Annotated in this window: 12 protein-coding genes; 8 read left to right on the top strand and 4 right to left on the bottom strand. The window is 61.6% G+C overall.

Annotated elements, in window-relative coordinates; all coding sequences use genetic code 11:
- Positions 1-153: 153 nt before the first annotated feature.
- The 3 genes from csiR to OO258_RS24030 all read left to right on the top strand — a co-directional run bounded on the left by csiR (position 154) and on the right by OO258_RS24030 (position 2981).
- Positions 154-837 carry a DNA-binding transcriptional regulator CsiR gene (csiR, locus tag OO258_RS24040; protein ID WP_266033465.1) on the top strand — a complete coding sequence of 228 codons (684 nt, stop codon included), beginning with the start codon at positions 154-156 and terminating at the stop codon, positions 835-837.
- A gap of 94 nt (positions 838-931) precedes the next feature.
- A complete protein-coding gene (locus tag OO258_RS24035) occupies positions 932-1612 on the top strand; it encodes a response regulator transcription factor (protein ID WP_110744290.1) in 681 nt (226 codons plus the stop codon).
- Positions 1590-2981, top strand: a complete 1392-nt coding sequence (locus OO258_RS24030; protein WP_266033463.1) for a sensor histidine kinase — start codon at positions 1590-1592, stop codon at positions 2979-2981. The genes OO258_RS24035 and OO258_RS24030 overlap by 23 nt, the downstream gene beginning before the upstream one ends.
- Positions 2982-3012: 31 nt before the next feature.
- Here OO258_RS24030 and cysS read toward each other — a convergent pair whose 3' ends face one another.
- Together cysS and OO258_RS24020 are read right to left on the bottom strand one after the other, a co-directional pair.
- On the bottom strand, positions 3013-4395 hold the full coding sequence (gene cysS / locus OO258_RS24025) for a cysteine--tRNA ligase (RefSeq protein ID WP_110744292.1): 1383 nt from the start codon (positions 4393-4395) through the stop codon (positions 3013-3015).
- Positions 4396-4404: 9 nt separating this feature from the next.
- Entirely contained in the window at positions 4405-6108 is a 1704-nt protein-coding gene (locus OO258_RS24020) for a glutamine--tRNA ligase/YqeY domain fusion protein (RefSeq protein WP_266033462.1), read from the bottom strand.
- A 247-nt stretch (positions 6109-6355) separates the two neighbouring features.
- Between OO258_RS24020 and OO258_RS24015 the strand changes: the two genes are divergently transcribed.
- Complete coding sequence (locus tag OO258_RS24015; protein ID WP_110744294.1) at positions 6356-6856, top strand: peptidylprolyl isomerase; 501 nt, start codon at positions 6356-6358, stop codon at positions 6854-6856.
- Entirely contained in the window at positions 6853-7575 is a 723-nt protein-coding gene (locus tag OO258_RS24010; protein ID WP_266033461.1) for a UDP-2,3-diacylglucosamine diphosphatase, read from the top strand. Before OO258_RS24015 ends, OO258_RS24010 begins: the two co-directional genes overlap by 4 nt.
- 61 nt (positions 7576-7636) lie before the next feature.
- On the opposite strand, the gene OO258_RS24005 is transcribed toward OO258_RS24010, so the two are convergent.
- Entirely contained in the window at positions 7637-9943 is a 2307-nt protein-coding gene (locus OO258_RS24005) for an acylase (protein ID WP_266033460.1), read from the bottom strand.
- A 198-nt stretch (positions 9944-10141) separates the two neighbouring features.
- Here OO258_RS24005 and OO258_RS24000 point away from each other — a divergent pair, with 198 nt between their 5' ends.
- Positions 10142-10516: a fe2+ zn2+ uptake regulation protein gene (locus tag OO258_RS24000; protein WP_110744296.1), complete on the top strand. Its 375-nt coding sequence runs from the start codon at positions 10142-10144 to the stop codon at positions 10514-10516.
- A 195-nt stretch (positions 10517-10711) separates the two neighbouring features.
- On the opposite strand, the gene OO258_RS23995 is transcribed toward OO258_RS24000, so the two are convergent.
- Positions 10712-11614, bottom strand: coding sequence for a LysR substrate-binding domain-containing protein (locus OO258_RS23995; protein ID WP_266033459.1), 903 nt, complete (start codon positions 11612-11614; stop codon positions 10712-10714).
- A 92-nt stretch (positions 11615-11706) separates the two neighbouring features.
- On the opposite strand from OO258_RS23995, the gene OO258_RS23990 reads away from it, so the two are divergent.
- Both OO258_RS23990 and OO258_RS23985 read left to right on the top strand, forming a co-directional pair.
- Positions 11707-12801, top strand: a complete 1095-nt coding sequence (locus OO258_RS23990) for a tartrate dehydrogenase (protein ID WP_266033458.1) — start codon at positions 11707-11709, stop codon at positions 12799-12801.
- Positions 12802-13023: 222 nt separating this feature from the next.
- Positions 13024-14079, top strand: a complete 1056-nt coding sequence (locus tag OO258_RS23985) for an ABC transporter substrate-binding protein (RefSeq protein ID WP_266033457.1) — start codon at positions 13024-13026, stop codon at positions 14077-14079.
- The last annotated feature ends 2 nt before the right edge of the window (positions 14080-14081 follow it).

Below are 14081 nucleotides of genomic sequence, written 5' to 3'. Positions count from 1 at the left end.
TGACCTGGAGCAGTGCGGGCAAAACAAAAATATCGCCACGAATGAATAATGTCTACATTTTTATGTTTCAGCGACATTAAATCGGTTTATCCATTGTTTTTCGGATGCCGAGGGTTTCGGTATGATCGGCTAAACGTTTTGAGGAACAGGATCTTGGAAGCGCTCGCCCCCCGACAAAACTCAGCATTCAGCGGGTATGAGAGGCTCAAGAAGGACATCATTCGCGGCGTGTTCAAGCCCGGCGAAAAGCTGCTGATGAGTGCCCTGAAGGAACGCTATGACCTCGGCGTGGGTCCGCTGCGCGAGGCCCTGTCGCAACTGGTGGCCGAACATCTGGTCAATGCGATCAGCCAAAAAGGTTATCGGGTAGCGCCGATGTCGCTGGACGAGATGAACGACATCTACGATGCCCGGGCCAACCTGGAAGCCATGATCATCGCCCTGGCCATCGAACGCGGGGACGACGCCTGGGAGGCGTCGGTGCTGGCCCATTCGCACACCTTGGCCAAGGTAGTGGAAGTGAAAACCCGCGAGCAGCGCCTGGATGTTTGGGACGAGCGGCACAAGGCGTTCCATACCGCGATTGCCTCGGGCTGCGGCTCCAAGCACCTGTTGCAGGCGCGCTCCTACCTGTTCGACCAGGCCGAGCGCTACCGCCATCTATGGCTGACGCAAACGGTGTTTTCCGAACAGGCGCTAGAGCTCAAGCGCCAGGAGCATGCGGCGCTGGTCGAAGTGATCCTTGCGCGCGATGCCAAGCGTGCCAGTGCGATGATGCGCTCGCACCTGATGACCCCCGTGCCGATCATTGCGCAGATCATGCATGCCGGCGGCTGAGTCGGGGCAAGGCAGCTAGATGAATTTTTCTTAAATCGCCGGTTGTCTATTCTTTGGCACAATCAAATCTCTATTTAGATGCCCGGGAACCAGCATGCCTCGCGTACTGACCATCGAAGACGACGCCGTCACCGGCCAGGAAATCGTCGCCGAACTCTCCAGCCACGGCCTGGAGGTGGATTGGGCCGACAATGGCCGTGAAGGCCTGGCCAAAGCCATTGCCGGCGGTTACGACCTGATTACCCTCGACCGCATGCTGCCCGAGGTCGATGGCCTGACCATCGTCACCACCCTGCGCAGCCTCAAGATCGCCACGCCGATCCTGATGATCAGCGCCCTCTCCGATGTCGACGAGCGGGTGCGTGGCCTGCGGGCCGGCGGTGACGACTACCTGACCAAACCGTTCGCCTCGGACGAAATGGCCGCCCGCGTCGAGGTCCTGCTGCGGCGCAACAGCGTGCCCATGACCCAGACCCGCCTGCAGGTCGCCGACTTGCAACTGGACCTGATCAGCCACGAGGCGCGCCGCGGTGACAATACCCTCAACCTGCTGCCCACCGAGTACAAACTGCTGGAGTACCTGATGCGCCACAGCGGCCAGGTCATCACACGGATGATGATCTTCGAGGAAGTCTGGGGCTACCACTTCGACCCAGGTACCAACCTGATCGACGTGCACATTGGCCGCCTGCGCAAGAAAATCGACTCCCCCGGCCAGTCGCCGTTGATCCGTACGGTACGGGGCTCCGGCTATGCCATTGCTGAACCCGTCTAAAGGCTGGAGCTCCTCGACCAGCCGCTTGCTGGCGCTGTACAGCTTTCTGTTCGTAGCCTGGAGCAGCATCCTCATGGGGGTGCTGTACTTCGAGGTGTCCAGCTACCTGAACAAGCTCACGCGCCATTCCATGCTGCAGCGCCAGCACCTGTTCGCGCACATGAGCGGCAAGCAGCTGGACGATGCCCTGATCGCCAGCCAGGCCTTCGAAGAACGCAGCTTCGACGCCTATGGCCTGTTTGACGCCCAGCTCAATCCGCTTGGCGGCAGCGTGCGCACCCTGCCCCCGGAGCTGGGGCTGGACGGCAAAATTCATGAACTGAAGCGCTGCCTGGATGCCGACGACCCACGCATGCCGCGCGACAGCTGCGATGCGGTGGCCATCAAGGTGCAGGATGGCCGCTGGCTGGTGCTGTTCCGCGATAACGGCTCCCTGTTCGTGGTGACCCGGATCATTCTCGACGCCCTGCTCTGGGGTATCTCCTTGACGCTGATTCCGGGGTTTGCCGGCTGGTACATGCTGCGCCGCCGACCGCTCAAGCGGATCCGCGCCATCCAGGCACAGGCCGAACTGATCGTCGCCGGCGACCTCACTCATCGGCTGCCGCTGTCGGCCAGACGCGACGAACTGGACATGCTGGCCGCCATTGTCAATGCCATGCTCGACCGCATAGAGCGGCTGATGCACGAGGTTAAAGGGGTGTGCGACAACATCGCCCACGACCTGCGCACGCCGCTGACCCGCCTGCGCGCCCAGCTGTATCGCATTCGCCAGCAAAGCGAAGCCGATTCTGCGCAAGCCGAAGCGCTGGACCAGGCCATCGGTGAAACCGACACCCTGATGGCGCGTTTTCGTGGTCTGTTAAGAATCAGCGAGCTGGAGGACCGCCAACGACGGGCCGGCTTCGTCCAGCTTGACCCGCATGACCTGCTGGTCGAACTGCACGACTTCTATCTGCCGTTGGCCGAAGATGGCGGTATCCACCTGGAACTGCACCAACCCGAGCAATTGCCGGCCTTGCACGGTGACCGTGAACTGCTGTTCGAGGCGCTGGCCAACCTGGTGGGCAACGCGATCAAGTTCACGCCCGAGGGCGGGCAGGTGCGCGTTACAGCCATCCAAAACGACAACGGCGTGCATGTGGCCATCGAGGACAGTGGGCCGGGTATTCCGGAAGAAGAACGCACGGCGGTGCTGAAGCGGTTCTATCGCAGCGATGAAGGCCACCGCCATGCCGGGTTCGGGCTGGGGCTGTCGATCGTTGCGGCGATCGTTGACCTGCATGGGTTCGGGCTGGAGATTGGTGAGAGCGAGTTGGGTGGGGCCAGGCTGGTACTGCACTGCCCATTTGCGGGTCTGCCTAAATAAAAATTGGGGCCGCTTTGCGGCCCCAATTGCTTTAGTCAGCCAGACGCCAGGTCGTCGTGCCCTTGCTGTCCTCCAGCACCACGCCCATGGCAGTCAGCTGGTCGCGAATGCGGTCCGACTCGGCCCAGTTCTTGTCCGCACGCGCCTGCAGACGCGCCTGGATCAAGCCTTCGACTTCCGCCGCATCGACCTTGCCTTCGGCACCGGCACGCAGGAAGTCATCGGCTTCCAGCTGCAGCACGCCCAGCACGTCACCCAGCTCACGCAGACGACCGGCCAGGCCGGCAGCAGCCTCCACGTCGCTGTCGCGCAGGCGGTTGATCTCCCGCACCAGATCAAACAGCACGGCGCAGGCTTCGGGGGTGCCGAAGTCGTCGTTCATCGCCACGCTGAAACGCTCGACAAACGCCTCGCCACCCTTGGCCGCCACCCGTGGCAAGCCGCGCAGGGCGTGGTAGAAGCGCTCCAGAGCACCCTTGGCATCGCGCAGGCTGTCTTCCGAGTAGTTGATAGCACTGCGGTAATGGCTGGCGACCAGCAGGTAACGCACCACTTCCGGGTGATACTTCTCGAGCACGTCGCGGATGGTGAAGAAGTTGTTCAACGACTTGGACATCTTCTCGCCATTGATACGGATCATGCCGCAATGCATCCAGGCGTTGGCGTACTGCTTGCCGGTGGCCGCCTCGCTCTGGGCAATCTCGTTCTCGTGGTGCGGGAATTCCAGGTCGCTGCCGCCACCGTGTATGTCGAAGCTGTCACCCAGGCAGCAGGTGGACATCACCGAGCACTCGATGTGCCAGCCCGGGCGACCCGGACCCCATGGCGATTCCCAGCTTGGCTCACCCGGCTTGACGCCTTTCCATAGCACGAAGTCCAACGGGTCCTGCTTGGCTTCGTCGACCTCGATGCGGGCACCGATACGCAGGTCTTCGATCTTCTTGCGCGACAGCTTGCCATAGCCGACAAACTTGCCGACACGGTAGTACACGTCGCCATTGCCCGGAGCGTAGGCATAACCTTTGTCGATCAGGGTCTGGATCATCGCGTGCATACCGGCGATATGGTCGGTAGCACGCGGCTCCTGGTCCGGCGGCAGGATGTTCAGACGGCGCTCGTCTTCGTGCATCGCGTCGATCATGCGGGCAGTGAGGGCGTCGAAGGTTTCGCCGTTCTCGTTGGCCCGATTGATGATTTTGTCATCGATGTCGGTGATGTTGCGCACATAGGTCAACGCGTAGCCGCTCTTGCGCAGCCAGCGGGTGACCAGGTCGAACGCCACCATGCTGCGGCCATGACCAAGGTGGCAGTAGTCGTACACGGTCATGCCGCACACGTACATGCGCACCTTGTTGCCATCCAGCGGCTTGAAGGCTTCCTTGGTTTTGCTCAGCGTGTTGTAGATGGTAAGCACGGCGGTTCCTCAGCTGCCCCAGGAGTCACGCAGGGTGACAGTGCGGTTGAACACCGGGCGGCCCGGCTGGCTGTCTTTCAGGTCGGCGCAGAAGTAACCTTCGCGCTCGAACTGGAAGCGATCTTCGGGCTGCGCCTGGGCCAGCGACGGCTCGGCGCGGCAACCCGTGAGCACTTGCAGCGAACCCGGGTTGATGTTGTCGAGGAAGCTACCGCCCTCCTCGGTCTTTTCCGGGTTCGGCGAGCGGAACAGCCGGTCGTACAGGCGCACTTCGCACTCGACGCTGCCTTCAGCCGGAACCCAGTGGATCACGCCTTTGACCTTGCGGCCTTCCGGGTTCTTGCCGAGGGTGTCGGGGTCGTACGAGCAGCGCAGCTCGACGATAGTGCCGTCAGCGTCCTTGATCGCCTCATCGGCGCGGATCACATAGCTGCCACGCAGACGCACTTCACCGGCCGGTTCCAGGCGCTTGTAGCCCTTCGGCGGCTCTTCCATGAAATCGTCGCGGTCGATGTACAGCTCGCGGGAGAACGGCAGCACACGCACGCCCATGTCTTCTTTAGGGTGGCGCGGCAACTCCAACTGCTCGACCTGCCCTTCCGGGTAGTTGGTAATGACCACCTTGAGCGGGCGCAGCACGCACATGGCGCGCGGTGCAGTACGGTCCAGGTCGTCACGGATGCTGAACTCGAGCATCGACATGTCCACCACGCCGTCGGAACGGTTGGTGCCGATCATTTCGCAGAAGTTGCGGATAGACGCGGGGGTGTAGCCGCGGCGACGGAAGCCGGACAGGGTCGACATGCGTGGGTCGTCCCAGGCGTCGACGTGCTTTTCGTCTACCAGCTGCTTGAGCTTGCGCTTGGAGGTAATGGTGTAGTTCAGGTTCAGGCGGCTGAACTCATACTGGCGCGGGTGGGCCGGCACCGGCAGGTTGTCGAGGAACCAGTCGTACAGCGGACGATGCCCTTCAAATTCCAGGGTGCAGATCGAGTGGGTAATACCCTCGATGGCATCCGACTGGCCGTGGGTAAAGTCGTAGTTGGGGTAGATGCACCACTTGTCACCGGTCTGGTGGTGGTGGGCATGGCGGATGCGATACAGGATCGGGTCGCGCAGGTTCATGTTCGGCGAAGCCATGTCGATCTTGGCCCGCAGCACACGCTCGCCGTCCTGGAATTCGCCAGCCTTCATGCGTGCGAACAGGTCGAGGTTTTCTTCCACGCTGCGCTCGCGGAAAGGGCTGTTCTTGCCCGGTTCCTTGAGGTTGCCACGGTATTCCTTGGCCTGCTCAGGGGTGAGGTCGCAGACGTAGGCCTTGCCGCGCTTGATCAGCTCGACCGCCCAGTCGTGCAACTGGTCGAAATAGTCGGAGGCATAGCGCACGTCGCCGGCCCAGTCGAAGCCCAGCCACTTCACATCGCTCTGGATGGCGTCGATGTACTCCTGGTCTTCCTTGGCCGGGTTGGTGTCGTCGAAGCGCAGGTGGCAGACGCCGCCGAATTCCTTGGCCAGGCCGAAGTTGACGCAGATCGACTTGGCGTGGCCGATGTGCAGATAACCATTGGGCTCCGGCGGGAAACGGGTGACGATACTGCTGTGCTTGCCCGAGTCCAGGTCGGCCTGGATGATCGGCCGCAGGAAGTTCGCAGGGACAGCGGGGGCGCCTTTGGCAGCGGCGTTGGGCGCGTTGTCGGCAGTGGGCTTGCTCATAGGATCCTTGAATGCACGTGTCCGGCCTGGGTAGGCCGATTGAATCAAAGGGCCTATCATAGCCGAAGCAGTCAAGCTGCTGACAGTCGGGCCCGGATAAACTGCCGTGATTTATCACGCTTTTTGCCGCCGCCTGGCAAAATGGCCGGTGCGCGCCATGTGTCGTGATCGCCTGATCCTGCGTCAGGTGGTAACCCGCGTCCTGCGCACCCTAATTTCTGATTGCCTTGAAAGAGCGAGTTTCAGCATGTCCAAAGTCAAACTGAGCACCAACCACGGCGCTATCGTCCTGCAACTGAACGCCGAAAAAGCTCCGCAAACTGTTGAGAACTTCGTTCAATACGTCAAAGACGGCCACTTCGACAACACGGTGTTCCACCGCGTGATCAAGGGCTTCATGATCCAGGGCGGCGGCTTCGAGCCAGGCATGAACCAGAAGAAAACCCGCGCCAGCATCCAGAACGAAGCGGACAACGGCCTGAAGAACACCAAGTACAGCATCGCCATGGCTCGCACCATGGAGCCGCACTCTGCTTCGGCACAGTTCTTCATCAACGCCTCCGACAACGACTTCCTCAACCACAGCGGCAAGAACGTCCAGGGCTGGGGCTACGCGGTGTTTGGTGAAGTGATCGAAGGCCGTGAAGTGGTCGACGCCATCGAAAAAGTGGCTACCGGCTCCAAGGCTGGCCACCAGGACGTACCGAAGGACGACGTGGTCATCGAGAAAGCCGAGATCATTGAGTGATACTGCTGATCTCCGATCTGCATTTGCAAGAAGAGCGCCCGGACATTTCCCGGGCGTTTCTTGATCTGCTAGACGGCCGTGCCCGCCACGCCAGGGCGCTGTACATCCTTGGCGATTTCTTCGAAGCGTGGATTGGCGACGACGCCATGACGCCTTTCCAGGAGTCGATCTGCCAGGCCATGCGCCGGTTGAGCGACAGCGGCACGGCCATCTACCTGATGCATGGCAACCGTGACTTCCTGATAGGCCAGGCGTTCTGCGATGCCGCTGGCTGCACATTGTTGAGCGACCCCAGCGTGATCGAGCTGGGTGGTGAGCAGGTGCTGCTGATGCATGGCGACACCCTGTGCACCCGCGATCTGGGCTATATGAAGATGCGCCGCCTGCTGCGCAACCCGCTGAGCTTGTGGATCCTCCGCCACCTGCCGCTGTCGGCCCGCTACAAGCTGGCACGCAAGCTGCGCAGCGAAAGCCGCACGCAAGTGCGGATGAAGTCCACCGAAATCGTCGACGTCACGCCAGAAGAAGTACCCAAGGTGATGGCGGCGCATGGCGTGCGCACCTTGGTGCACGGCCATACCCACCGGCCAGCGATTCACAAGCTGGTGGTCGATGGGCAGCCGGCACGGCGCATCGTACTGGGCGACTGGGACCGCCGCGGCTGGGCGTTGCAGGTAGATGAACAAGGGTTTCAGCTGGCGCCGTTCGAGTTTTCCTGACATTACAGGGTTGGGAGGGCCGACCTCTTCGCAGGCTTGCCCGCGAAGAGGCCAGCAGGCCTCACTGCTGAACCACCGCCCCTTTGTCCCGCTCACTGATCACCATTTCCCGATACGCCGGGTCTGCCTTGATCTGCGCCTCTGTAAACGGAATCACCGCCAGCTGCTTGGCTGCAAAGGCCTTGGTCTGGTCACTGGCATGCGCAGAAGCCGCTTCGCTCGACTGCGAGAACGCCAGCAACCCACGCGCTTCCGGCCCCTTGTCGGTGAAGCTGACCAGTTGCAGGTAGCTGGTACCACTGACCACCAGCCGCTTGCCCTGCCCGTGCGGCACGCTGTAGATCGCGTTGTACACCCCTAGCGCCTGCGGGCCGCCCGGAACCGGCGTGCCATCAAGGGCCTGTTGCACCTGCCCCCAGCGCGCCTCCCCGGCCACGCCACTTTCACTGACCTGCTTGAGCGACGCCAGTGCTGCCTGATGTACCAGCTTGCTCACGGCCGCCTGCTCAACAGCCAGGCCGCGCGGCGTATGCTGAGGGTCAGCCGGGTTGAATGCCACTCGCCAGCTTTCCGGGTGCTCGGCCAAGGCATCGAACAGATTCTGGAAATGCACCAGGCCAATGCCGCTGTCGAGGTCGGCCTTGCCGTTCCAGGCGGCCAGGCTGCTGCACACAGCCTGCACATCGGCCCCGGCGCTTTTGCACCATTGCAACAGATCTGGCAGCACCAGGCTGGCCAGGTAGACCTCATCATCGGTCACCATCCGCTGCAGGTCATCGGCACCCAGCCGGGCCGAGCCCTGCAGACGCTGCAGGGCAAATCGACCACGCATGCCCAGCGGCTGGTCATTGCGGCTGACCAGCGGCGAGTAGCCGGTCAGCGGCTGTGCCGGGTTGGCCATCCAGGCTGGGTCGTTGGAGTTCTGCACGAAGTCATCACGCTCAAGGCTTGGCAGCAGCCGCGCCGGGAAGATGCCCGGTTGCGCCGCCTGGGCATCGACTTTCCACTGACAGGCGCTGCGCGAACCATCCAGCACCACCAGACGCCCTTGCACCTGCGGGTTGCTGCAGGTTTCCAGCAACTGCTGATCAACATACGGCACCACCGACTGGTTCAGGTACAGCGCGCGGCCAGCCTGGTCAACGGCCAGCGTGTTGACCCAAGGGATGCCCTGCAACTGTTCGACCGACCCCTTCAATGTCGCCAGGCTATCGGCACGGTTGATCTGGTACCACTGCTGCAGCACCCGCGTATTCTCAAGGTTGGCGTCACGCACGCTGTAGGCCGCCTGCGCATCCCAGTCCAGGCGCCCTGGCCATTGCACCACCGGGCCGAACTGCGAGCTGTAGACCTGCCGCTCGACCTGGCCCAGGCTGCCATCCTCCGCCTTGACCGTGACGCTGAGGGTTTGCCGGGCCAGCGGCAGCGACTTGCCATCGAGCAGGTAACGGGTCGGGTCCTTAGGGTCGAGTTGTAGGCGGTAGAGGGTGAAATGCTTCGAGGTGTCGACGGTGTGGGTCCAGGCCAGGTGCTGGTTGAAACCGATATTGATCATCGGCAGGCCCGGCAACGCTGCGCCCATCACATCGAGATGGCCAGGAATGGTCAGCTGCATCTGGTAGAAGCGCATGCCGCCCATCCACGGGAAGTGCGGGTTGGCCAGCAACAGGCCGCGGCCATTGGCCGAGCGCTGCGCCCCCACGGCCACGGCATTGCTGCCCCGCTCCGAGGCAAACCGCTCCTGCCGGGCCAGCGCAGCTGCAAAGCCAGCCGCCGTGCGCTCGCGGTTCTGCCCGGGCGGGTGCGCCCCTACCAGTGCCTCGACGAATTGCCCGGCGCCACCCTCCGCCAGCAAACGACGGGTCAGCTTGACCAGGTCTTTGCTGGTGATGGGCCGCACCCACTCGCCGTTGCCGCACTCGGCGGGCAGGCCCTGGCTGCGGCGCTCCGCCAGCGCCCGGTTGTAGCCACTGGCATAACCGGCCAGCAATGCCTGTACCGGCGCCGGCTGCGCCTGCAAAAACGCATCGACCGCCGCCGGGCTGTTGAGCCAGGTGAAGAACAGGTCGCTGGCGAGGTTGTCGCGCTGCTCAAGCGTTTTGCCCTTGGCACCGAAATGGCGTGAGCGCTCACCGCTCACGGTCAGCACTTCATTGGCCAACAAGCACAGGTTGTCTTGCGCGTAGGCATAGCCGACGCCGTAGCCCAGGCCACGTTCATCCTTGGCCACGATATGCGGCACGCCGTAACTGGTGCGGCGAATCTGCGCACTGGCATCGGCGGCGGCGTGCGCCTGCGTGCCAACGCCAAGGGCCACCAGGGCGGCAGCCAGGCCGGCGCAACTCATCGGACGGGAAAGTGGGAACACGGGCACTCCTCAGGTTCAGGGGGGTCATCCCGATCAGACGAATGGCCAGATGAAAATTTTACGGTTTACCGGGCGATGGAACGTCTTGATGACAAACAGGCATTTTTTTTCCGAGTGGGTTGCAGTTTTTGCGTTCTCATTCGTCCTATTAAGTGAGGCACCCATATTTCGGGTTCGTCCACGAAAAGGAGCATTCACATGTACAACCCGCAACCCTCGATCCAGGCCGGGCGCGTCCCAGGCAAAGCGCCCAAGGGACAGGACGCTTTCGCTGACGAACGCATCGGCAACGAGCAGATACGTGAGCTGCTGCGCACCTTCGGCCTGCGTACCAGCCTGATTCGCCTCAAGGTGATCGACGCCTTGCACGCAGCCGATCGCAATGGCCGCAGTATTGGCGTGCGGGGCGTGCATGCACAATTGGAACAGCTGGATATTCCGCTGTCGTTTCTCAGCGTTCGCGAAGTACTCAAGCGGCTATGCGCCGAAGGCGTCATCCAGCTGGGCAGCGACAAGTGTTACAGCCTGGATCCGCAGGCGCGTGCCGTCCTGGAACAGGCACCCTCGCGCTGAGCGCATGGCCTGCCCTAGGTTCTCATACTGGTCTGATTTTTCACCCAGACTTGAAATGGGTCCAATGGCGTGCTGGCGAATCGCCGGACATGCGGGACAAATACCGGCTTTTGGTTGAACTCACCACCCACTGCCCCTTCCTTAAAGCAAAGAATGCTTCGCTTTAAGAAAGGGGCAGCCACGCTGTAGTCATACTTAACTACAACGCCCCCGAAAATACTCACTGAGAAACTCCACGGTCACCTTCACCTTCGCCGAATTGAGCAAAGGCGATGTATGCACTGCCCAGATATCCGCGGCCTGCCAGTAGTCACCGAGCACCTGCACCAACCGTGCTGACTGTAAGTCATCTTTGATGTCCCACATCGAACGCAGCAATATGCCACGGCCATCCAAGCACCACTGACGAGCGATTTCACCGTTGTTGGTCGATAAACTGCCGGTTACCTTCACCGTCTCCGGGCCTCTGGGGCCCGCCAGGTTCCATACGCCAAAAGGATGATCGCGCTCCTTGATCACCAGGCAATCGTGGTGCCCAAGGTCGCTCAACGAAGCCGGTGTGCCATGGACGCGCAGGTAGTGCGGGCTGGCACACAGCACCCGGTGATTTTGCGCCAGCGGCTTGGCGATGACATCGGGGGGGAGGTCGTTACCCACCCGAATGTCCAGGTCAACGCCCTCCTCTACCAAATCGACCAGGCGATCCTGAACATCAAGACGAATATCCAGGCCTGGGTAGCGCGCAGCCAACTCCGCCAAAGCCGGGGCAACCATCCGCCGCCCAAGACCGGGGCTACTCACCACCCGCAACAAACCCTTGGGCTCGCCGTGTAGGGCATCGATCTCATCGCCCAGTTGACTCACCTGATACAGCAACTGCTGTGCCCAGCGGCTGACCCGCTCACCCTCGTCGGTCAGCGTCACGCTGCGGGTTGAGCGGTGCAGCAGACGCAGGCTCAGGTCTTGCTCCAGCGCTCTGATGCGCTTGCTGACGAACGCGGGAGACATACCCAGTTCATCTGCGGCGGCCGTGAAGCTGAAGCGGCGTGCGACCAGCAGAAATACTTTCAGATCGTGCAGGCTAGGCAAATTATTCACGAATCAGAAACCAAGTTTCAACAGAGAAGCTGATTGTGTCCGAAACGAATAGGATTAGCCTAGTGCTTCCTTCATCGAACAGAGCTACTGCCATGCCTGCACACTCTTTCCGCATCGCTGCCATCCCTGGGGACGGTATCGGCCTCGAAGTCCTGCCAGAAGGCATCCGTGTATTGGAAGCCGCCGCGCTCAAGCATGGCCTGGCGCTGCAGTTCGACACCTTCGAATGGGCCAGCTGCGACTACTACTTGCAACACGGCAAGATGATGCCGGATGACTGGGCCGAACAACTCAAGCAATACGACGCCATCTACTTCGGTGCCGTGGGTTGGCCTGACAAGGTACCTGACCACATTTCCCTGTGGGGCTCACTGCTCAAGTTCCGCCGCGAGTTCGACCAGTACGTGAACATCCGCCCGGTGCGCCTGTTCCCAGGGGTGCCGTGCGCCTTGGCCAACCGCAAGGTCGGCGACATCGATTTCGTGGTGGTGCGGGAGAACACCGAAGGCGAATACTCGTCGCTCGGTGGCATCATGTTCGAGAACACTGAAAACGAAATCGTCATTCAGGAATCGATCTTCACCCGCCGTGGCGTCGATCGTATCCTCAAGTATGCGTTCGACCTCGCCGAGAAACGCGAGCGCAAGCACGTGACTTCGGCCACCAAGTCCAACGGTATGGCCATCAGCATGCCGTACTGGGACAAGCGCACCGAAGCAATGGCGGCTCACTATCCGCACGTCAGCTGGGACAAGCAGCATATCGACATCCTCTGTGCGCGTTTCGTGTTGCAGCCAGAGCGCTTCGATGTAGTGGTGGCGTCCAACCTGTTCGGCGACATCCTGTCGGACCTGGGACCGGCCTGCGCGGGCACCATTGGCATTGCCCCGTCGGCCAACCTCAACCCTGAACGCAACTTCCCGTCACTGTTCGAACCTGTGCATGGTTCTGCACCGGACATCTTCGGCAAGAACATCGCCAACCCGATCGCGATGATCTGGTCAGGTGCGCTGATGCTGGAATTCCTGGGCCAGGGAGATGAGCGTTACCAGCGCGCCCACGACGACATGCTCAAGGCCATCGAACGGGTAATTGCCGACGGTTCGGTCACACCTGACATGGGCGGCACACTTTCCACCCAGCAGGTGGGCGCCGCCATCAGCGACACCCTGGCCCGGTTAGACTGAACATCATTGGCCTTCAAACCGGCATGACTGAGCCCTCTGCGCACGATATGCCGTCAACCCCTCGGTTTTTGCAATAAAGCACTCTCGCAGCGCCCATTTGTGCGCCCTTGCGCCTGGGCCCTGCCGGTACATTAGACCGAGGGGTCAACCACACAGCGGCCCGATAAGACCGCGCCCCGCTCGCATCCTGCACCTGCCCACATCCGAATGGGAGTTTTGCACATGACAATGTCTACGCTACGCACCTGGCAGCTTTGCACCCTCACCCTGCTGATCGGCAGCGCATCGCTTGCCCAGGCTGCAGACTCGATCACCTTCGTCTCACAGGGCGGCGCCTACCAGGAAGCACAAAGCAAGGCGATCCTGGAGCCAGCGGCCAAGAAGCTCGGCTTGACCCTTAAGCAGGACAGCTCACCCAAGGCCTATCCGATCATCAAGACGCAGGTGCAAAGCGGCAATGTGAGCTGGGATGTGGTCGACCTCCCCACCGGCGACTGCATCCGCGGCGAAGAAGAAGGCCTGTTCGAGAAACTCGACCTCGCCATGATTCCAAATGCCGCCCAACTGCCGGCCGCACTCAAGGATGACTACAGCGTCGGCTACATCAGCTACTCCACCGTGCTGGCCTACCGCACCGACGCCTTCGGCAAGGACAACGCGCCAAAAACCTGGGCTGACTTCTGGAATACAGACAAGTATCCAGGCGAACGCTCGTTGCGCAACCTGCCACGCCCTACCCTGGAGATCGCCCTGTTGGCAGACGGCGTAGCGCCCGACAAACTTTACCCGCTGGACGTCGACCGCGCATTCAAGAAGCTCGAGCAAATCAAACCGCACATCGCCACTTGGTGGACCTCCGGCGGGCAATCGGCGCAGCTGATCAGCGACGGCGAAGTCGACATGATCCAGGCTTGGAACGGCCGAATCAGCGCCGTGCAGGCAGACGGTGCTCCGGTGACGTTCACCTACGACCAAGGCATCCTCGAAACCAATTCGTTGTGCGTGCTCAAAGGCACCAAGCACCGTGATGCAGCGATGAAGTTCGTCAACGAATTGATTGATGCCCGCCTCCAGGCCGCCTTGCCGATGATCATCGACTACGGCCCGCTGAACCCCAAAGCCTTCGAGGCCGGCATCATCCCGGCCAAACGCGCCACCGAACTGCCCTCCTCGCCCGACAACATGCAGCGCCAGGCCCTGTTATCAGCCCAATGGTGGGCGTCAGCCGAAGGGGTCAAGGCAGAAGAGCGCTGGTTGTCATTCGTGCAGAAGCAGTGACC

Origin of the sequence: Pseudomonas sp. DCB_BI, assembly GCF_026240995.1 — a bacterium.
Taxonomy (GTDB): Bacteria; Pseudomonadota; Gammaproteobacteria; order Pseudomonadales; family Pseudomonadaceae; genus Aquipseudomonas.
Note: the sequence above shows the minus strand (reverse complement) of the source record. Positions and strands in the feature narration are given on the sequence as shown.

Bases quoted from the DNA above. Each gene is read 5' to 3' on its own strand.
- OO258_RS24030 (WP_266033463.1), top strand. From the start codon at position 1,590: ATGCCATTGCTGAACCCGTCTAAAGGCTGGAGCTCCTCGACCAGCCGC.
- OO258_RS24035 (WP_110744290.1), top strand. From the start codon at position 932: ATGCCTCGCGTACTGACCATCGAAGACGACGCCGTCACCGGCCAGGAA.
- OO258_RS23985 (WP_266033457.1), top strand. From the start codon at position 13,024: ATGACAATGTCTACGCTACGCACCTGGCAGCTTTGCACCCTCACCCTG.
- OO258_RS24000 (WP_110744296.1), top strand. From the start codon at position 10,142: ATGTACAACCCGCAACCCTCGATCCAGGCCGGGCGCGTCCCAGGCAAA.
- OO258_RS24015 (WP_110744294.1), top strand. From the start codon at position 6,356: ATGTCCAAAGTCAAACTGAGCACCAACCACGGCGCTATCGTCCTGCAA.
- OO258_RS23990 (WP_266033458.1), top strand. From the start codon at position 11,707: ATGCCTGCACACTCTTTCCGCATCGCTGCCATCCCTGGGGACGGTATC.
- OO258_RS24020 (WP_266033462.1), bottom strand. From the start codon at position 6,108: ATGAGCAAGCCCACTGCCGACAACGCGCCCAACGCCGCTGCCAAAGGC.